Here is a 21,884-nt window from a genome sequence, read left to right on the forward strand (position 1 = left end):
AACATCCTTGAAAAGAACGCTCAAAAGAAGGCTGAACAAAATTTAAACAGGCTCTGAAAGTTAGTTCATATCATTTAGGTGTAAACATGACGATATATCCGCCACCAACGCGCATCATACCGGTCAGTGAATCGGATTTCCGGCAGAAAACACGTTGCGTAGCTATCGCAGCCGAATTCGAAGGAGTGTCGTTCAGCACCGTTCCTTCATACCAACCGTCACCCAAGAAGTCCAGCGGGAACTGTATGGCACACTCTTTCTGTCCGTTCAGCACGGCGAGAAACCAAGTATCTCCGCTTCTGCGGGCAAAAGCCGCCACTTCTCCAATCTTACTTGAGGGCAATACAATCGTTTCATCCCACGTAGCCGGTATCTTCTTTATGACTTTCACTGCCGGATTATCCAACATCTTCTGAGGATGAGAACCAAAGAAGATAACGGAAGAATTGAAAACCAAAGAAGTCGCAATCTGATGTGTCCAGGAAGTTTCCAAACGGCGCTCACCGAAAACGACCGGGGTGTAATCGCCCGCTCCCACTACCAAACGCGTAAAGGGCAACGTGGTGTTATGTGTAGACCATTCATATTGCTTCTTGCCATATTCCAATCCGCGTATGCCTTCGCGGCTCATTTCATTCGGCCAGGTACGTACTTCCCCCGCAGGTTTATTACTGCCGTGGATGTTGAGCATCAATTTATACTCGGCAGCCTCTTTAAGGCAGGCTTGATACAAATCGATGAACTCTTTCGATTCGTGCGAAAAGGCATCCAACTTCAATCCGACTATGCCCAAACGGTGGCATCTCTCAAACAGCGCCTTACGCTTTTCCGGGTCGCGTACATCCCGTCCGTGACGCCACAACCACACTTTCACGCCATACTTGGCGGAATAGTCTACCAAGTCTTTCAGTTGTTCGTCCGTCCAACGATACCAAAAAGCATCCACCGTATTATACTCATATCCCAATTCACCGGCAAGTTTGGAGAACTCTTTCATACTCTCCAACGTACGTGCACCTCCGTCCAGCCAACACCATACCGAGCGTCCGGGCTTAATCCAATCCGTGTTTATACCTTTAGGAAAAAGTTTCTTGTCGGGTGCCGGAGCAAGATTGGTTATCAAATCGGTGTTCACCAGTTCATTCAAGTCATCGGCTATCACTACGGTACGCCACGGAGTTGTAATCGTTCCGGCAATGGAAGCAGGACGCGACAAGCGCTGAGCCTCTTCCAGGCTGTAATCGTGCGCAAAAGGGTATCCCGCCGGTTGTGCATGTCCCAACTTGGTTTCGAAACCATTATCTCCGTTCGCCTGCAAAGACATACCGGCATAATTCATCAGAGCAGATTCCGTCAGGCACAGATAGCCCGCATTATCCGGCAGTTGCACGGTTACAGGCGGTGCAGCCCACTCTCCTTTCGTTATTTCGGAAACGTCTTTCTTTTGATGGATACCCTCATAATGGCAATACATATCGTGATACCACACCCGGCTTCTTGCAGGAAGAGTAAAAACGGTATGTTCATCGGGAGTTCTTGCCTTGTTCTTATCACCCGGAAGAATCAGGCGAAAAGCGATGCCGTCATTATAAGCACGAGCCTCCAAAGTGAAATCGGTGCCCGCCTGCCTGTTCTTCAACCGGAGCAACAAACCGTTGCTTTTATCTACCGCCAAAGAGTGAGCCCCCCTAATCGGATAGGTTGCATCCGTTTTATATGTATCCGAAGAGGATACGGAAACCCCGCAACAGATTTCCCGGTCATCTACCGTCATGCGGATAGGAGCCTCAACCAATGCGTCATTACCAGCTTTCTTAACGTTATAAGACAGATTATTGTCCTTGCCGTTTATCTGCAAGACAATAGAACCGTCGGGGCTTGCCACAGAAGCTAAAGTCTGCGCATAGGCATTGGCGGCAACACAACAGCCTACGAGTAATATGGATAAAGTCTTTTTCATGATATATTATTCAACTAATGATGATGAATCAAGAGCCTGTTTAAATTTTGAATGGTAAATCAGGATACAATTCTTATTTATAGATTTGCATATCTCCGTCCTCGCAAATAATCTCAGGACGGGCATCCGGATTCTTCAGTTCAAAAGTGACATTCTTCAGTTTAAGTCCTTTCACATGGCGCGCCCATACTCCATAGGCAGGTATTTTAGGACCGAAGGTCTTTACTTCCGGATATTGGTCTATCGCTTCGGGCACTACAGACAAAGCGTCTTCCGGCGTACCGGTACCCAATAAACGGATGTGGATATTCTCCAATGTAAGATTGGTAATATAATGACCGGGGATACCGGTAATAAGAATGCCGGAAGGCGGTTTCAACTGTGCATTATCCGCTGCAAGCGCTTTTACATTACGGATAGTGACATTCTCAAAAACGCCGATGGGCTGCTGCGTATCTTCTTTCTTACGGAACACGCTTAAACGCGCTCCCAAACGGAACATCATGGGCGTACGCACTTCTTCCATGGTGATATCCGATATCTCCACATTGCGCAAATGCGCACCGTCTACGGAGAACAGCTTAATACCTCCGTTCTTGGTATCGTAAATGTGGCAGTTGCTAATCTTGATATTCTCAAATCCGCCCATCGACTCCGTCCCCATTTTGATACCAGCCTGATTACTCTTCAACTTCATATTGGATATGACAATGTCATCGCATCCCATTTTACTGGAAGTTGTTTTAAAACAAAGCGCATCGTCGCCACTGACAATGTCGCAATCGCTGATACGTACATGCTGGCAACCGTCGATATTGATACCGTCATTATGCGCCACTCCGAAACTGCGGATTGTCACGTTACGGATATTGACATTACGGCATTGGAAGTAGTGCGACGTCCATGCACCGGCATATTTCAGGGTCACCCCCTCTACCTTCACGTTCTCGCAACGCACCCACCGAAGCAAGAAAGGGCGTAATCCCCAACGTTTGCCTTCGGGACGGGTGTCTTCCTTGATATGCCGTGCTTTCAGGGCAGAGCCTTGTCCGTCAATCGTTCCTTCACCTTCCAATGTCACATTCTTGGCATCTACCGCAACCATTAAAGCCCAACCGACATCAATGCCCAAACCTTCGGTGAAAGGGTCCAGGTTGTCATACGCCTTATAATCCGTAGTTCCTAAAATCAGCGCATCCTTCTCCAAATGCAAAGTCACATTATCTTTTAAGACAATGGTCGCCGAAAGATAAGTACCTGCGGGAACAACCACCGTTCCACCGCCTGCCTTATGACAGGCATCGATAGCTTTCTGAATGGCGGGAGAATCCATTTTCTTACCGTTCCCCTTAGCACCGTACTTTTTCACATTATAGGTTTCCCCGGCGTGCATGGCCAAAGGCAATGCCAACAGCCAAAACAATAATCCTAAATAACTTTTTCTTTTCATGATATTAGTGTGTTTATTTGTGTTTATCAATCATTTTTCTCACTGGCAACAGTTATGGTATATAGTTTGTTACTACGGCGTCCGGGATGTTCCAGTCTCAATTCGTTTACCCCCTTTTCCAGATTAATGGGAAATACAAACTTACCGCGTTTATTTCCTGTTGTGGCAAGGTATCCTATATTTTCACTAACCTGCTTCCCATTGATATAAAGATAGGACGGAACAGGATTGCCACCTTCATAAGCAATCTCCAAATAATAGTTGCCGGCATACGGAGCATCCACTTTCCAGGCAATAGAACCGTTGGAACTTCCTTTTTCTCCTTTAAATTCTACAGAACCGTCCTCATTGACAGCAGCCGAACCGCTCAAAGCCAGGTCTTTTGCCTGATAAGTTGCTACCGGCTGCAGGCAACGCAGCACCAAGCGCTGGGCAGCCACTACCTTATTGTTCTTTATTGCCTCAAGGCGGTAGTCTGTAGTCCGAGTTACCCTGAAGGGCAAACAGCCTTCCATGGCATCCAACTTCTTATTGTTCAATCTCACTTCATCGGCATTGGAGACTTTATAACACAAAGCGCTTTCATCCGCATAGAAATATTCAATGGCGGAACGGTTTTCGTCCAAAGGCACCCGGTACAATTCAATCCCCTTGCCGGTACCCAGGTTGCGGCTATACATACGTTGTTCCGGATTATTCCAATGTTCGTGTACCCCCAGACTGCCCAATTTCCTATCCACATAAGCAATACCCGAAGGCGGATTTCCTATATTGGCAGCTTCGTGCAGGAAGTTATCCGCATTGGCAGGCAGAGGAAGTTCGGAATAGATAAAATCAAGTACGACCGATTCGATGGCAACCTGGTCATTGGACGCCAGGAAACTGGATGTCCACCCGTTATTGAACGGAGCACGTTTGAAACGCACCGCACGTCCGTTGTGTTTCGGATTGACATACATGGCATCTACGATATATACCAGCGTATTGCCCCCGATACGTTCGTGAGACATTAAGTCGACAATACAGTTGTATGTCCCCATTCCACGGAAAGAAGACCAGTCGCGGATACTAAGATGCAATGGCGGCACTTTTCCCACCGAACCGAACTGGTTCTTGCCGGTAGCCGTAATACCTGTCTGCCCGGCACTGTCGCGCCATTTATCGGTAGGTTCGGAATGACGCTTCATCAAAGCCACATTAATCATGTAATCCGCCTCATAGGCTACACGTGCCAGACTCATGGCACCCTCGTCCGTAATCTCACTGGAATAATGAATGACATCCGGCACAAAACCGCCCCAGTTCTGATAGTTCACATCCGGATAGAGCGGTTGCACATAATCGTAAATGGCGGAAATGCCTCGACGCTGTGCATCATAAATGGTAATATCGCTTTGAGGTACCTGCATAATGTCTACCAACTGGTGCAACAAGGCATATACGGACTGAGGAGTAGCATCTATGATATTCGAACCGCCATTATCATTCAGGTTAACTTTAACGGCAATCTTTTCTCCCTTTTTATAACCGACAGCCCCCTTACCTTTCTTATGATTGAAAACACGGAACAGTTCATCCCATGCTTTGTCAATCGTATGTTGTTTTGTCAATGCAATGATCACTCCCTCGAGCATATCGTTCACACGCGTCTGGCTGTTATTATCCGCATCCGAATAAAGCCCATGCTTACCGTCCCATGCAGCGGCTTTCGGATCGTACGCCCAGGCAACACGTCCCGGATGGATACCTTTAGCCACTCCCATAGGAGCATTCGGCGCGTCAATCGGAGTAAAATGCCCCATATCGGTACCGTTATCTATTTGTTTGCGAATAACCTGTCCCATCAACGAATTATCTACAGACATCACGTACAACATTCCCGTTGCCAATCCTCCGATTAACAATACGGACAAACCGAGTGCCATGCGACGGGCATTCCACAAATTCCGGAAGTGCCTCCACGTCCCCATGCCCACCAAAGTACTGCTGATAAACGCAACGAAAGAAAGGGCTATCGGAGCAGCTACCTGTTGACAAGGATATTCTATACGACTGGGTTTCGGCACCACCCGAATCAGAAACCAGACCAAAGCCGTCAATCCCAACAAAGGAAAGCATATCTTTAGCACGACATTCTTTTTATTAATACCTACGATACGTCCGCTTTTGGGACAAGTCTTGAAGAACCATTTTTTTATTCTATTTTTCATACTATATAGATTATATTATTTACAACCATATTACCCGTAATAGTCCGATACAAAAATAGGGATATAAAAAAGAGACGATTTTAAGAATTTATTCAAATCCTTGAAAAATCGTCTCACAGAATAAACAGAATGTTATTTACGTAGATAAAACAGCTCTATTCCAACGTTTTTCCCTTGGTTTCTGCTATATTTTTTATCAATCGGATTATTCCAATGTTCCAAAACTCCCAGGCTTTTTACGCCCGTCCCGTCACGTTCGGGATCATAAAAAGTATTGGATAACGGTAGATTTGCCATCGCCGCCTCTACCAGATACATATCACAATAATCCACATCCGCCATACGGGGAAATTCCGAACTCAAGAAATCAATGCCAACCGCATCAATGGCTACCGGATCTTGAGAAGCGAATAATGAACAGGGCCAATCGTTATTGAACGGCGGCATCTTCCACTTTCCGGAGGGGGCTCCGTTGACCTTTTCCGACCCATACAGCCCGTCTATCAGGAAAAGCATCGTTTTCTGCCCCAAATCCTTATGAGCGATGTAATCGGTAAATGTCATGTAACGCGGTTTTCCGCCACGGTCCTGGTTGAAATTATTATGCTGGTTCTTACGGAAATTACGGTCTATGTCCGTCACCCCGTACCAATTCTTGGCACAAAGAGTCACCCCTTGCCCCCCGTGTCCTTTCAGCAAAGCCATATTAATAAGATAATCCGCTTCTATGGCACAGTTTGCCAAACCACGGGCCAAACGACCGTTATCCACAGAGTACGGAATGGCATCTGCCGTATAAGTGGACTTTGTACGTCCCGCCCCGCCTTCATTATCCAAATAGATCACATCCGGAAATTCGGCATGACACTTATCAAACAACGCATCGGTTATAAAACGGCTTGCATCAAACACGGTAATCTGTTCTTGGGGAATTCCCCCTTCATTGACAAGACTTCTCAACAAGGCGAGAGTCAAGTGCGGAGAGGCATTCAGTTGCTCGCAATCCTCATGCGAGAAAGAGTTGTTCTGATTAATCTTGACAGCAATTTTCTCTCCCTTCTTATATCCTTTCTTTCCCTTCCCATGCTCTTGATTGAAAGAGGTGAAAAGTACATTCCATGCAGACTTCTCCTTTGTTTCTCCCGTCAGTGAAAGAATCGCATTGCTCATCAGCCAGTCCGCATCTTCCTGACTGTTCCAACGGTCTTCATACCAGAACCCTTCACCTTTTTTCCAAGTCGCGGCTCCCGGAGCATGCGTCCACACAACGCGTCCCGGATATACACCTTTCGGAGTACCTACCGGATTGTTTTTGCCCCATGCCATACGGGGTTCCGATGCCGGTAAAACCGCTTGTGCCAATAACTGCGCGCTATTCTCGACAAGCGTCATTGTGCCAAATACACAAAGGCAGAGAAAGAAAAACACACCAACGAATATCTTCCGCTGACGGACGGCGCCCAACAATTTCCGCCCACTCCACCAAGCGGCGGTAAACGACAGTATATAAGTGACAAATGCCGACATCATCGGAGCAGCCGCCTGCATACAAGGATAATAGGCGCGAGACGGTTTAGGTATTACCCGAAGCAGGAACCAGAGAGTCGATGAAAGCCCCAGCCCCCAGAAAAGCAATATCCTCATTTGTTTTGAGGAAAATTCTCCTTTCTCCGTCTTTTCTTTAAAGTATAAATAAATCCGTTTCATGACTTCCCCTGTTTTTATCTACCGCTGGTAGCTTGTTCACGACTATTTCCCGGATACAACTTGATAAAACGTACACCGTGAGGCGCTATGTCCGTTGTAAACTCCGTATCAGATTTTGCAACATCCTGCTGCCGCCAAAGGTCACGCACCGTCTGTTCGCCTCGAATACCTACCGACTTCCAGGTAAGGGTCCCTTTAGCCACAGTATTGCCCCGATTGAACAGGCCGACAGCCACTGAACCGTCTTCCAGCGGTTTCGCATACGTGACAACATCGCCCTCTCCGGCAACCACCATTCCCTGTTTTCCCAAAGGGTCTTGATTTACTTCAATCACTTCATCGTTAGTCAGCAAACTCAATGTAAAATCGTCCAACTGTGCCATGTCGCATCCTATCAGCAAAGGTGAAGAGAGCAATGCCCACAGGCTGATATGCGTGTATTGTTCATCCGGCGTCAAACGGGTATAATGGAGCTTAGGTCCCCAACCTACCATGCCTACCACCAACATATCCGGATCAATCCAATGTCCCGGACCTACGAAAGGTGCCCATTTGGTCTGGTTAAATCCCAAACGGCTCATGCTTTCCCACGTATCTTTTATATCGCCTGTAGTACGCCAGCAATTGGCAAGCCGTTCCCACTGGGCGGCATCTCCCCACGGGGCACTATTGGAAAGGCTGAATACGACATCACGGTCGTGAGAACGTAACGCATCACGCATCTCTGTTACGTGATAGACATCATTCGGGTTCCAATCATACTTCAAGTAATCCATTCCCCACTCCATCCATTGCCGGACATCGTTCCTTACAAATGAATACTTGCCATGATGATAATTGATTCCGTGCTTGGTCTTCTTAGTCGGGTCTACATAACGATAATGCTCATTTGCATACTTCTCCACCCACTCATAAGTGCCTTCGGGGTTTTCACAATACGACCCTATGTGTCCGGCATAGGTGCCGACCCATGGTCCCGAATAGATACCTATTTTCAGTCCCATACCATGAACTTCATCGGCAAGCCCTTTCATGTCCGGGAATTTGCTGTTGGTCATCACTCCCTTGTACTTACCGCCACGAAGTCCCTGCCAGCCGTCATCGATATTGATATATTGCCATCCATGATTAATCAGCCCTTTCTCGACCATCGCTTTAGCCGAGCTGAGCACCTTTTCCTGGCTTACGGCATTTCCCCAGCAGTTCCAGCTGTTCCAACCCATAGGCGGGGTCAAAGCTATCTTATCGCCCACAACAATCTTGAAGCTACGCCTTGCCTCTCCCAAAGAGTTTCTGGCAACGAACGTCACAACGTATTCTCCCGCTTTCCGAATGCTTCCGGTAATCCTACCCGTTTCCGCATTTACCTTCAGCCCCTTCGGCAGGTTTTCCACCGCAAAAGCCATGGGGCGGATACCCGTGGCGGGAATAGTATAAAGGAATTGCGAACCGGGACGTACGCCAAATACCTTGGCACCATTGATGCGCGGCGTATCAGGCGCTTTAGGAGTCAGGATATACTTTCTCAAAGTATCCAAAGGAGAAGCTTCGCTCACGAATTTAGGAGTGGACAACGACATATCGTCCTGACATGCGTCATTCTCCACATACTGCATCTGCGCAAAGGCAGAGACAGATACCATTCCACTCAGGAACAGTATTCCCATACCGGTGATTAATTTATTCATCATTTTCTTTTTCTATTTTACAACAACATTTTGACTGCGAACAGCCTTTACGTTCTCTTTATCCGTAATACCTTTTGCCACTTGCAGATCAGTTACTTCAGCACCAATCACATCATCCAGAACCACCGCATAACGTCCGTCCTTATCCTCTGCATTTATTTTGCAGCCATTCAAGACAAACCCTTTGACGTGACGCGCCCAGAAACCGAAAGAAGGCTGGGTCTTCAAATCTCCCACATTGTAACGTCCCACTCCGATTTCGGGCGGACAGGCTTCCGCATCTTCTACCGGATGCCCGCCTTTCACCAATAAATTCACATCATGAAACTGCACGTTCTCGATATAACCCGTATGCAACCCGTTGGGCAAACGAAAGGTCAGTCCGCCCTCCACATTTTCCGTATCGGGAAGTTTAAAGCCTGCAATGATAGGCGTTGCCTTGTTCTGAGAACCGTCGTATGCTTTCCAACGACCGCCACGGAAAGAACTTCCTCCATACACTTCTTCAATATCCACTCCCTTTATGACTATATTTTCCACCTGGCCGATATTGGAGTTGGTAACCAGCAATTCCTTTCGGGTTGCTCCGTTTTCTTTGAAAGTGAAGGACTCCACATCCGCGCCAAGCACCCTTCCACGATTGGATATGGAGATAAAGAAAGGAGCACGCGTGCGGCGCATTACAGAACGGGAATGTATCGGTCCGGTTTTGCCGCTATTCAAATATACATTCTTGATATGGCCGCCATCATTGGTCGAAATAGAAAAACCGGCTTTGTTGGCACCCAACACATAAATATTATCCACATACAAGTCCTGGATATCATCGGCCGTCTCGGAACCGATTTGGAAAAGATTGCAATTCGTATCTCCCACGATATTGCGCACCATATAGTTATGCGCCGGGCGGGTAAAGCCTAACGAACAATCCGAACCGGGTTTCACGATATCATCCGAACTTACACGGGAATAAATATTGGTAGCCGTAACATCATTACATGCCATAAAGTCGTATATGTCGCGGGCATTTTTCGAATTATGCTTCGCAAAATAAGTATCGTGCACATGGATGCCGTCAGTGCCCGTTGCCAACAGTACAAAATGACCGCCCTGGTCTATATGCAGCATGTTGCTTACATCATAGTTTTTCTGCCCGTCTTTCTCGATATAATAAGGCTCGTCTTTCTGCGGATCGTACCACATATCTTTATTGACATCCCAACCGCCAATCTCAATGTTGGTACAAAGTTTCAAAGAGAACATTTTATCACAGCGTTTCTCCGGTGCATTATTCATTACACGGTCGGTAGTAACAATATTGCCATTACCGGTGATGCGTCCCGTTCCTACAATCTTTACATTATCTATACGTTCGCCGAAAAACATGGCGTTGCGGAAGAAAGTGTGTCCCACATCCTGCTTTGTCAAATAATTCTCAGGATCGGCATACGGACGAGGATCGGTCGGAGACAATCCCGAACGGTAAGCACGGTCGCTAAACCAGGTCGTTTCCGGCGCATCTCCTCCCGGCAGGGCTTGGATAGTAGCTTCACTGTTCAGATTCAGCCACACATTACTCAACAGATGCACGGTACGGACATTGTATGTTCCGGCAGGAAAATACAGAATACCCCCGCCCAATCCGTTCACCTTTTCGATGGCACGGTTTATAGCATCCGTATCATCCGCAACCGCATCACCTTTCACGCCCAGTGTCTTGACGTCCCACAAGCCCGAATAGAACCATGCGATGTTGGAGTCTCCCTGGTTATCACCACCTTTTATCCTGAGTTTAAAAGCATACAACCGGTTAGGTTCCAGACGGGAAGCTGTAGTAAAATCATCGTCCGGAAGTATCGAGACATTCACCGGTTCCCAGCTTTTTCCCATATCTTCCGATTTCAACAACGTCACAGACCGGGCATCTTTAGGAGTAGTCCAGTAGAATGTGGTAAACGACAGGTCCCAATCCTTCTTATAAGTAAAGGCGCTCAATACCGTCCGGGTGAAATCGGCTACCGTTGTCACTCCCTTTAAAGTGGCGGTGGCAACGGGGCTATTCAATACCTCAGGTTCCGAAACGGTATATTCGGCACCAAACGTATAAGTACCTTTTGACGGGAACGCCACACCGCTCATACAGAGCCTGATATCCGGTCCGTTAGACGGGCGGAAATCCAATTTCCTAAAAATCAATTGAGTGCCACTCTTTCCGTTTTTCTTGATTTCAACCTCGCCGACTTTACTGTAAGAGTAATTGGTGCCGGTGCGCCCGATAGATTGCTTGGGCAGGTCGCGCAACAGAACTTCACCGCGCCCTATTACATTGACCGTAGTATTATCCAACGTCACATCAATTCCTGCCGGGATATGAATGGTCACCGTAGACATCGGACTACGTTGTCCTGCATAAAAGTCCAAAGACAATTTTCCGGCGGTCTGTATAGTGGCTTCCGCACGGTCCAGCTTTAACACCGGGGGCAATGCGCCTTTACGGACACCTATCGGCAAGCGTTTTTGAGAAGATGCGGCAAGCAGATAATCGCCCTTTTCGGGTACACCTCCGGTCTTTTCTTGCCCGTTGGCGGCAAATAAGCGAAAAGTGCCCGCACCGGAATGCGCCAATTGCGCCTTCAATTCGTCTACTGTCGGCAAGGTGGAAACCAATCCTTGCTTTTCCGGAGTATCCACCGTGTAACGGTAAGTAGTTCCTTTGAACAACACTAAAGAATCTTTTGTCAATTGCCAAGGATATAACTCCTCTGCACGACTATTGACACCCGCTGTCCCTAACAATAAGGACAACCAAAATGTTTTTGATAGGAAAGTACACAATCCTTTTGTCATGTTTTTCATGTTTCAAAATATTCAAATTACAGAGCAAATATAAAAGATTAAAAATCGAATAGAAACAGGAAATTCCCCGTAAAAGATACTTTGAGAAGAAAGTACAAAAGAATGGTACATTTTTATAAAAAGCCGGCATCATCCATACGCAAGAACCGGCAGGCATTTATAGAAATAAGAAAGGAAGTTAACTTCATGCCGGGCATGATGTTAACTTCCTTTCTTTATGATATTAACTTATTACGCTCTATCTTGTTAACATATTACATGCAATCAAGTTAACAAAATAAACCGCAAACTGTTTTTCCAACTTATTTCTTAGCCGGAGAAGAGTATCTTGCATTCAGACCGTCCAGGATTTCGCGGGTAATGTTATAAATGCTATCGGCATACAACAGGTTGTCGAATCCGGTATTGCTGATAATCATACTGTAACCTTTGGTCTTGTTATACTCTTTCAGGAAAGCATTGATAGAATCACGCAACTGCAAGCTGTTCTTTTCGTTCTCGCTCATCAGTTCGGACTGCAACTTATTACCCAAGTTCTGCAAATCCTGTTCCAGTTTGGCAATACGGTTGTATTCCTGTTGGGCACGTTCCTGTGTCAGATAAGCATTGTTCTGAACTTTTGTTTGGAATTCCTGTTTTTGACGGTCAAGGTCTTTTGCCTTTTGGTTCAAGGTCAAGCGTACATTTTCGCTCTTCTTCACCATCGCTTCATTCAAATCGACGCAATAGTTATATTTAGCCAAAAGCGTATCTATTTCCACATAAGCGATTTTCATTCCGGACAGCCCGGCTGCTTGTGCAGATTCGTTTGTCGTCTGATTATCCGCCTTACCGGCGCATTGAGAAAATAAAACGGTCAGTACAAGAGCTGCCAAACCGTTTACGAGGTAGTTTAATCTCTTCATAATTTGTAAAAATATTGTTTTTAGTTTATTTAGTTCATACTATCGTTTAAGGTTTTTTCCAGTTCATCGATAGAGAAACGGTTTTTCTTCTGTGCTTCCCTGTCTTGCGACTGCACGCACCCGATTCCTCTATCCCGCATCGCCTTATTACCGCTAACGTGTCCGTTGGGAAACTTGCCGCCTTTCACAAAAAAGACCTTTACGCCCAATAAAACAATGCAAATAGCAACTATTAACAAAGTTATCAATAATGTACCAAGCATTTCCATTAATTTTGTTGCATCAAACAGAATATCATCCGGTAAAAACACGCTGATTTCGTTTTTACTTTCAGATTATGCTGTTTTACGGGTGCAAATATAGGGCTTTGGTTGGACTAAGCATCCTTTTTTACTCTAAAAAAAGAGAAAGGGGAATAAAATAGTCAATTAATTTAACCAACTTTAGCAATGAGAGGTTAATTTGCAGAAGAATTGAATTTCAAAAACCGAGGATTAGAATACACGCCAAGTGTGTCCTGCCTGCTATAAACTATAAGATATGGAAAAAAAAGAGCTGAAACCGGCGGGCATATTCCACTATTTCGAGGAAATATGCCAAGTTCCGCGCCCTTCCAAGAAGGAAGAGAAAATTATTGCTTTCTTAAAAGCATTCGGAGAAAAACACAAGTTGGAAACCAAAGTAGACGAAGCCGGAAACGTATTGATTAGGAAACCTGCCACTCCGGGCATGGAAAACCGTAAAACGGTCGTACTCCAGTCTCATGTGGATATGGTATGCGAAAAGAACAACGATGTGAAACACGATTTCCTGACCGACCCCATCGAAACCGAGATAGACGGAGAATGGTTAAAAGCCAAAGGTACCACGCTGGGAGCGGACAACGGTATCGGCGTAGCAACCGAACTCGCCATCCTTGCCGATGACAGTATTGAGCACGGACCGGTGGAATGCCTGTTCACCGTAGATGAAGAGACCGGACTGACCGGTGCCTTTGCCTTGCAAGAAGGCTTTATGAACGGGGATATTCTTCTGAACCTCGACTCAGAAGATGAAGGCGAGCTTTTCATCGGTTGTGCGGGCGGCATAGACTCCGTAGCCGAATTTACCTACAAAGAAACAGACATCCCGGCAGGATATTTCTTCTGTAAAGTACAGGTAAAAGGACTGAAAGGCGGGCATTCCGGCGGCGACATTCATTTAGGACTCGGCAATGCCAACAAATTGCTGAACCGTTTCCTGAGCCAGACTTTCAAGAAATACGATATGTATCTCTGCGAAATAGACGGTGGTAACCTACGTAACGCCATCGCACGCGAAGCATACGCTGTCATAGCAATTCCCGAAGCCGACAAACACGCATTGCGTACCGACTTAAATGTATTTGCCGCCCAAGCCGAGGCAGAATATGCAGTGGCGGATCCTGATTTGCTGTTTGTACTCGAATCGGAATCTCCCCGCATCAAAGCCATTGACAAAGACACCACCAAACGCCTGTTGCAAGCCCTTTACGCAGCTCCACACGGTGTTTATGCCATGAGCCAGGATATTCCGGGCCTGGTAGAAACATCCACAAACCTGGCATCCGTAAAGATGAAGCCCGATAACATTATCCGCATTGAAACAAGCCAACGCAGCTCCATCGAATCTTCCAAACAAGATATCGCCACTATGGTACGTACCGTATTCGAGATGGCAGGAGCAACTGTCTCTTTCGGCGACGGCTATCCGGGCTGGAAACCCAATCCGCATTCGGAAATTCTGGAAATCGCAGTAGAGTCATATAAACGCCTGTTCGGTGTGGACGCCAAAGTCAAAGCCATACATGCCGGATTGGAATGCGGGTTATTCCTTGATAAATATCCCTCTCTGGATATGATTTCCTTCGGACCTACCCTGCAAGGGGTACACTCGCCCGATGAACGGATGCTCATTCCTACGGTACAAAAGTTCTGGGACCACCTGCTGGATATCCTGAAACATATCCCGGCGAAGAATTAAAAATACCACTCCTGTTTTATCGGAAGCGGGGTGTCAAAAAGTCAGCAAATATACATTCTGACACCCCCTCCCGGTAGTTATCCTACAGAACATAATGAAATCCCACCTCATTTTATTCCTTCTCTTTTGTTTCCTCCCTTTACATGCACAAGAAAACAAGGATACACTTACCTTCCGCATCCTAAGCTATAATGTAGAGAATCTGTTTGACTGTCACCACGACAGCCTTAAAAATGATTATGAATTCCTACCCGGTGCCATCCGGCACTGGAACTATGCCAAATATAGGAAGAAACTGGATAACATCGCCCGCGTCATTATCGCTGCAGGAGAATGGAATCCGCCGGCACTCGTCGCTTTATGTGAAGTTGAAAATGACAGCGTGATGCGTGACTTGACCCGCTACTCCATTTTAAAGGAAGCCGATTACCGCTATGTCATGACACAATCACCCGATGAACGAGGAATAGATGTGGCATTATTGTACCGGCGTGACCTCTTCAGATTACTTTCTTCCCATAGTATCCCCGTACCCAAACTCCGTAAAGACAGCCGCCCCACACGTGACATCCTTCATGTCTGCGGGTTACTGCTCAACAAGGATACACTGGATGTATTCGTTGTTCATTTCCCGTCCAGATCCGGCGGAACCAAAGAGTCAGAACCTGACCGGCTATCTGCCGCACAGAACCTAAAGACCGCAACGGACAGCCTCTTCCACATACGCCATCGTGCACAAATTCTTATCCTGGGAGATTTCAATGATTATCCTACCGACAAATCCATAAAACAGATATTGAAAGCAGAAGCCCCGCCTGCCGTATCCGGCTCTTTGCACCCTCGGAAGCTTTATCACCTTTTAGCAAGAAAAGCCGTTCACCGGAAAGAATTCGGCAGTTACAAGTACCGGGGTGAATGGGGACTGCTTGACCATATCATCGTGTCCGGCAATCTACTGCAAGTCCAGTCTCCCCTTTATTCTGACGAAACAAAAGCAGATGTATTCTCTCCTCCTTTCTTGCTGACAGAAGACAAAAAATACGGAGGCAGACAACCTTTCCGCACATATAATGGCATGAAATACCAATCCGGATATAGCGATCACCTGCCTGTACGGGCAGACTTCCGGCTAATCTATTAATCGGAATATTGATATAACTTCAAGTCAAACTTCTGCCCATAACCAGCAAATGTTCAAAAATATCGGACCGGATACGTTCATACTCTTTACAGACTTTATTACGGCAGAAGAAATGTTCCACTGTATGAGCAGGGTGTGGGAAACTACCCCTCTTTCAACATATACCCTTTCTTCATCAACGATTCAATCCTCACCACCGGATCGTTTCGCAATGCTTTCCGCAAATATGAGATTTGAACATTCAAAGCGAGAGAATTAGCATACGAACAGCTTCCCCATACCGCATCCAGCAATTTATCCCGGCTGACGGAACTATTCTTATTCAATACAAGCAGACGCAGAAGCTCCGCCTGGCGGGAAGTTATCAGCACCTTACTGTTCCCGGTACGTATCTCGTTGGTACTATAGTTAAAGACCGAATCACCCAAAATATAGATTTCCTCTCCTGCCACATCGGACAACTGTGCATCAAAACGCTCCCGGATACGGGCTATCAATTCTTCCGGATAGAAAGGCTTGGCAAGATAATCATTTGCCCGAAGCCGGAAACCTTGCAGGCGATCCGACTTTTCGCTACGGTCAGAAAGGAAGAAAATGAGCACGTGCCTGTCTGCTTCACGGATACGTTCGGCTACCTCAAAACCATTGAAGCCAGGCATATTGATATCAAGCAGCACCAGATCGGGCTTCACAAGCGGAAATTGTTCCAAGGCAATGGCACCGTTACCGGCGTAAGTCACATCGTAACCCTCTGCTTCCAGAAAACGCTTCAAAAGCATGGAGTACTTCAGATCATCATCAGCAAAAAGAATTTTCAAAGGAGACATTTCAATTAAGGATTAAGGAGGAAATGGTAAAACATTGTCATCTGTCACTCATTATTGGGGAATAGTAATTTCTATGGTAGTACCTTTCCCTACCTGGCTGGTCAGAAAAACAGTACCCCGGTGAGCATCCACCAATAACTTGACATAACTCAATCCCAGCCCTATGCCGGGCAAAGAACGGTCGGGCAAATTACTGCTGCGGTAGAATTTGTCAAAGACCTTTCCTTGCTCAGAAACCGGAATACCGATACCGTCATCTGACACTTTCAGCGTCAGAAGACGGGAATGTAGCTCACAGACCACTAAAATACGAACCGAACTTCCGGAATACTTCACAGCGTTCTCTATCAAATTACCAATAATATTGGCTACATGTATCGGATCGGCTACTATAAGCAGATTATCCGTAAAACGGGTCTCAAACAAAACCTGCTTACCGGCAGGAACATGTTGCAGGCATATCAGCTTTTCAACCACCGGCTTCAAGTCAAAGGTGCTCAAAGAAAGTTGTGTTTGTTCATCATCGGCACGGGTCATGTCACGCAACTTACGAAGATAGGCAGAAAGATTATCCAATTCCGAAATGGAGTCGCGTACCACCTCATCCATCGCTTGTTCGTCGGTACGCATCGTTTTGTCATTGAGAAAAGCCACGCACATCTTCAATGCCTGCACAGGACGTTTCAGTTCATGTATCATGGTATTTACAAATCCTCTGCGAAGTTCATCTATACGTCGCTGCCTCAGAATGGTCTTTATCTGGAAAAACAGACAGAATGTCAACAACAGAATAAGTAACAGACTCCCCACCAGCTGCCAACCCATCCGAAATAACAATGTCTGCAAATGTGGACATACCGTAATCTGTACCTGCTGCCAACCGAAAGGATTATACGGATAAAGTATCTCGACTACAGGGTGCAACCGACTGCCTTTCAGCTCTACCACATCTTTGCAGACAAACAATGAATCTTCCGGAGTAGTGCAGAGACGGGTCTTAAAAGGCACACCGGGCAATTTGGCAGCCAGAACAGAATCAAAACGCTGAAGGGTAAAAGGAACATCTACCTGAAGAACATACTTCCGGGCATACTTGTCCAGTCCCCAGCCCAGTTCATCAGCGGTACGAAACCGAATGGTGTCTGCATAAAGCAACGGCAATGTGTCAATGCTACCGATATCGGAAACCCGCACACTGTCCGTTCGCAGTTTCTTTGCCCGGACAGTCACATACGACTCATACTCATAAAGATATCGTTTCTCTGAGCGCAATGAATCTTCATCCATAATACAGGCACTGTTGGTCCCCCAAGAAATATTTGCCGAATCTGTAAAAAACATCTTGGGCTGCTGCTCCCGCACAGAGTCGTTTAATGCGATAGCTTCCAATACCCTTGCATGTACGTCTCTCAGAAGTTCTTCGTTTTTATATTGGCACTGGTTCCATAACCAGTACCCCTGTCCTGCCGCAATAAGCAACATAGAAGCCAAAGACAATATCCAAATTATTTTTATCCGTTGTTCCATAACCGCTGAGGTTAAAACCTGTTTACCGGACAAATGTACTCTTTTCTCCCTATTAGAGATACGCGCGAACTGTTTTTTTCGGGCTGAGTAATATTTCAGTAATAACTTTTCCCCGCAATAAAGAGAAAAAGCCAATAGATTTGCCACAGACAAGAAACCTAAAAACCAAGAATTATGCAAGCAAAGAAAATTCTTCTCAGTGGATACCTCGTCATGTTGGTACCACTGGTCGTACAAGCCCAATTCAGCGTATTCATACCGGAACACAACACCAGACAAGATACCATCGGACACATGCAACTACGTGTACAATACGAAACGGCATTCTACATCGACACTATCCGAAAAGAAAAGCCGCTGGAAGAAACCATGATACTGGAAATAGGAGTAGGTGTATCCAAGTTCTACAGCTACAGTAAATATCTTTGTGACTCCGTCTATAATGCAGACATTGCCAATAAGGCTTCACAAGAAACCATCAACCAACATCTGAACCAATATGCCACCTCCCGCTTTACGGAAGTCATCTATAAAGGTTTCCCTGCCGGACACACCACCACACAAAATACCGTAGGAGGCTTTATCCGAATCCGCTATGAAGAAAAGCAAGAGTTCCCGCTATGGCAGCTCACTGCGGACACCGATACCCTACTCGGTTCTCCCTGCCGAAAGGCAGAATGTTTTTACAAAGGCCGACGATGGACTGCCTGGTTTACCGAGGAGATTGCCGTGAGTGAAGGTCCTTGGAAATTGGGCGGACTGCCAGGACTTATCCTGAAAGCTTCCGACAGCGAGGGACATTACTGCTTCACCGCAGCCGGCATAGAAGTGTGCCGCAACAGTTTGCCCATCATCATCCGTCTGAAAAACTACGAACAGGTCAACCGCAAACAATACCGGAAAATACACGACCGTTACTACGATGACCCGGTAGGCTTCATAACCAATAGCCAGCCGGGCGTTTCCATGACCGTGACAGATAGCAACGGAAATAAATTAAGACCCAGAGGTATTCCCAACAATCCGATAGAACGGGAATAATACGCCCACCGGAAAGAAATACTTGGTATCCACAAAACAAAACACCGAAGCAATGAATCTACACATACACACCCTGATTCTTTTGTCCTGTTGTTTCCTGTGCAGCTTCTGCCACCCGTTGCAGGCACAGACCCTGAACGGTATTGTTACCGATGCTGAAACCGGACTGCCGATGGAAGCTGTCATGATCAGTATATTGAACAAAGGGGTCATGACAGACTATACTCTGACAGACGCCCAAGGAAAATACTCACTGCCGTGGAACTACAGTGACACCCGGCAGGTCAAGGTATCCATACTCGGATATAAACAGGAAGTACGCAACTTGTCTGCTTCCGGCAGACAAAACTTCCGCCTGCAGCCACAGTCCATTGTTTTGAAGGAAGTGGAGATACGCCCCGGACGAATCTACGGGCGAAAAGATACGATACGTTATGACCTTTCACAATTTGCATCCTCCAAAGATGTACATATCAAAGACGTATTGAGAAAGTTACCCGGAGTGGAGGTAGAGGAAAACGGAGAAGTGAAGTATAAGGGAAAAACCATAGACCACTTTCTGGTAGAAGGTATGGACGTGACAGGGGGACGTTACAACCAAGTGAACAACAATCTGAGTGCCAAAGCCGTGAAAACCGCAGAATTCATGGAGAATTATCAGTCTGTGAAAGCACTGAAAGGAAAAATAAACTCTGATAAAGTGGCGCTGAACCTAAAACTTGATCCAAAAGCCCGCGACCAATGGATTGTAAACGGGATGCTGGGAAGTGGAGCGGATGCTTCGGGAAAAATCCTTTGGAAGGGTTCTGCCAGTGCATTGCAATTGGGCAAAGGCAGGCAGAGCCTATACAGCTATAAAACCAACAACAACGGTACCGACCTCAGCACAGAACAGACCCGGTTCACCAGTAACAATGACCGTCATATTTCCAATGTCTCCCCTCTGCTCATCCAACCGGGCATCAGTGCTCCTTTGGACAAGAAACGCCTACTCTTCAATAAAACCCATACCGTCAACGGAAACTGCATGTTCAAACCGGATGCTGAACGAAGCCTCCGTTTGCAAGCCGGATACACCCATGACCAAATCAAGCAAGAACGAAACAACACCCAGTCTTATTATCAGCCGGGCGATACGCTATGCATCAATGAAACTTATCAATATCTCCTGCAGAGCAATGCCGCCTATGCGGAAATTTATCATGAAAACAACAGTCGGGAACATTATCTGAGCAACCGGTTCAGAATAGAGGGAGAGACAGAACGAAGTACCTCGCAAGAACTGGAACAACAGATACATACCTCGCAACTGAAAGCAAACAATACTTTCCGGCTACTCCGGAACAAAAACAACCATACCTGGGAATTCAACTCAATCCTGCAATATACGCTGCTGCCATCCTTGCTCCAGGTGGAACAGGAGAAAGAAAAATATCAAGGACAAAATCTCTATACAGACAACAGTGTAACCTACCTGCGAAAACACAATGGCTTTACCCGGCAATACAAGGCAGGCATACAAGGGGAATGGAACAACTATTCCGGACAATCCGCCGTTTCACATAATATTTCCAGCTTCTCCGTCTATATGTCACCCTACTTCCAGTTGGAACGGAGACAATGGCTGGGCAGTCTTTCACTCCCCATCCGGAGCAGGCAATTCGTCAGTAGCAGAAAAAATTACATTCTTTATTCCCCCTCGTTCTACTTGCGATACCAGGTGGATTACCATTGGAAGTTTTCTTTCTTCGCCAGTCTGAACCGTTCCACCGGAAGCGGAACCGGCCTTTACCCCCTTACTTACCGGACTGATTACCGGACATGGCGTAACAATAACGGACTTATTCCTCTCCGCCTGAACCAAGACTACCAACTTTACGGGGAATACAAGAATACAGTACAGGAATTCTTCATCACTGCCTCACTGAACTACCACCGTACCCGACGGAATACGATCTATGAGCAAAGCCTCTCACAAGACACCATTGTCTATACCCAACGTGCCATAGCCAACCATACAGAAAGCCGTTCTTTCTCCACAACCTTATCCAAAGGGTTCTATGACTGGCATCTGAAGACGTCACTCCATCTTTCATTAAGCCGCAGCAGCGGACTACAATTCACCAACCGCCTGCTTCAAACTTACCGTTACGACTATCTGAAAGCCGAACCGAAAATAACCTGGCTCCCTATCGAAACCTTCGAAGCCGAATATCATGCCATCATCGGCTATGGCGGTAGCAAGATAGGCAATGACACACGATTGACACCATTACTGGATTTCGTTCAAAGACTACAACTCACCTTCAGTATCGGAGCACTCGAACTTCGTCTCGCCGGTGAACACTACCGGAATGACCTGGGTGGCAACACACACCTCAACACGATATTGGCTGATGCTACCATTATATATAAAGTGAAAAAATGGAGATTGGAAGCTAACTTGAATAATCTGTTCAACAAGAAAGAATATGCCTATACTGTCTATTCAACCACCCAAAGTTACACTTCCCGGCTCGGAATACGCCCACGGGAAGCAATGATTACAACAAGTTATCAGTTCTAAAGCTA

14 protein-coding genes and 1 pseudogene are annotated in these 21,884 nt (G+C 46.3%); 4 read left to right on the top strand and 11 right to left on the bottom strand.

Features of this window, described 5'->3' with window-relative positions; genetic code table 11:
* Window positions 1–70 precede the first annotated feature (70 nt).
* The 8 genes from QZ327_RS10300 to QZ327_RS10335 form a co-directional block, all read right to left on the bottom strand.
* Window positions 71–1,960 (bottom strand): glycoside hydrolase family 97 protein, encoded by a 1,890-nt coding sequence (locus QZ327_RS10300; RefSeq protein ID WP_294618985.1) that lies wholly within the window; start codon window positions 1,958–1,960, stop codon window positions 71–73.
* Between the two features lie 73 nt (window positions 1,961–2,033).
* Window positions 2,034–3,353, bottom strand: coding sequence for a glycoside hydrolase family 28 protein (locus QZ327_RS10305; RefSeq protein ID WP_366143341.1), 1,320 nt, complete (start codon window positions 3,351–3,353; stop codon window positions 2,034–2,036).
* Between the two features lie 83 nt (window positions 3,354–3,436).
* Window positions 3,437–5,620, bottom strand: coding sequence for a DUF362 domain-containing protein (locus QZ327_RS10310; RefSeq protein WP_294618989.1), 2,184 nt, complete (start codon window positions 5,618–5,620; stop codon window positions 3,437–3,439).
* A 132-nt stretch (window positions 5,621–5,752) separates the two neighbouring features.
* Window positions 5,753–7,327: a DUF362 domain-containing protein gene (locus QZ327_RS10315; RefSeq protein WP_294618990.1), complete on the bottom strand. Its 1,575-nt coding sequence runs from the start codon at window positions 7,325–7,327 to the stop codon at window positions 5,753–5,755.
* Window positions 7,328–7,341: 14 nt separating this feature from the next.
* A complete protein-coding gene (locus tag QZ327_RS10320; protein WP_294618992.1) occupies window positions 7,342–9,018 on the bottom strand; it encodes a putative Ig domain-containing protein in 1,677 nt (558 codons plus the stop codon).
* 9 nt (window positions 9,019–9,027) lie between these two features.
* Window positions 9,028–11,871, bottom strand: coding sequence for a glycosyl hydrolase family 28-related protein (locus tag QZ327_RS10325; protein WP_294618994.1), 2,844 nt, complete (start codon window positions 11,869–11,871; stop codon window positions 9,028–9,030).
* Between the two features lie 302 nt (window positions 11,872–12,173).
* On the bottom strand, window positions 12,174–12,776 hold the full coding sequence (locus QZ327_RS10330) for an OmpH family outer membrane protein (protein WP_294618996.1): 603 nt from the start codon (window positions 12,774–12,776) through the stop codon (window positions 12,174–12,176).
* A gap of 29 nt (window positions 12,777–12,805) precedes the next feature.
* Window positions 12,806–13,039 carry a hypothetical protein gene (locus tag QZ327_RS10335; RefSeq protein ID WP_294618998.1) on the bottom strand — a complete coding sequence of 78 codons (234 nt, stop codon included), beginning with the start codon at window positions 13,037–13,039 and terminating at the stop codon, window positions 12,806–12,808.
* Window positions 13,040–13,316: 277 nt separating this feature from the next.
* On the opposite strand from QZ327_RS10335, the gene QZ327_RS10340 reads away from it, so the two are divergent.
* Together QZ327_RS10340 and QZ327_RS10345 are read left to right on the top strand one after the other, a co-directional pair.
* Window positions 13,317–14,777: an aminoacyl-histidine dipeptidase gene (locus QZ327_RS10340; RefSeq protein WP_294619000.1), complete on the top strand. Its 1,461-nt coding sequence runs from the start codon at window positions 13,317–13,319 to the stop codon at window positions 14,775–14,777.
* A 94-nt stretch (window positions 14,778–14,871) separates the two neighbouring features.
* Window positions 14,872–15,918: an endonuclease/exonuclease/phosphatase family protein gene (locus QZ327_RS10345; protein WP_294619002.1), complete on the top strand. Its 1,047-nt coding sequence runs from the start codon at window positions 14,872–14,874 to the stop codon at window positions 15,916–15,918.
* Here the strand turns inward: QZ327_RS10345 and QZ327_RS10350 are convergent.
* The 3 genes and pseudogenes from QZ327_RS10350 to QZ327_RS10360 all read right to left on the bottom strand — a co-directional run.
* Window positions 15,915–16,033 (bottom strand): annotated as a pseudogene (locus QZ327_RS10350) (mechanosensitive ion channel family protein); the annotation flags it as partial. The gene QZ327_RS10345 and the pseudogene QZ327_RS10350 sit on opposite strands and share 4 nt — an antisense overlap.
* A gap of 28 nt (window positions 16,034–16,061) precedes the next feature.
* Window positions 16,062–16,745, bottom strand: a complete 684-nt coding sequence (locus tag QZ327_RS10355; protein WP_294619004.1) for a response regulator transcription factor — start codon at window positions 16,743–16,745, stop codon at window positions 16,062–16,064.
* Window positions 16,746–16,796: 51 nt separating this feature from the next.
* Complete coding sequence (locus tag QZ327_RS10360; protein WP_294619006.1) at window positions 16,797–18,272, bottom strand: HAMP domain-containing sensor histidine kinase; 1,476 nt, start codon at window positions 18,270–18,272, stop codon at window positions 16,797–16,799.
* 174 nt (window positions 18,273–18,446) lie between these two features.
* Here QZ327_RS10360 and QZ327_RS10365 point away from each other — a divergent pair, with 174 nt between their 5' ends.
* Both QZ327_RS10365 and QZ327_RS10370 read left to right on the top strand, forming a co-directional pair.
* Window positions 18,447–19,313 (top strand): GLPGLI family protein, encoded by an 867-nt coding sequence (locus tag QZ327_RS10365; RefSeq protein WP_294619008.1) that lies wholly within the window; start codon window positions 18,447–18,449, stop codon window positions 19,311–19,313.
* Window positions 19,314–19,365: 52 nt separating this feature from the next.
* Window positions 19,366–21,879 carry a carboxypeptidase-like regulatory domain-containing protein gene (locus QZ327_RS10370; RefSeq protein ID WP_294619010.1) on the top strand — a complete coding sequence of 838 codons (2,514 nt, stop codon included), beginning with the start codon at window positions 19,366–19,368 and terminating at the stop codon, window positions 21,877–21,879.
* The last annotated feature ends 5 nt before the right edge of the window (window positions 21,880–21,884 follow it).

The organism is uncultured Bacteroides sp. (genome assembly GCF_910578895.1).
GTDB lineage: Bacteria > Bacteroidota > Bacteroidia > Bacteroidales > Bacteroidaceae > Bacteroides.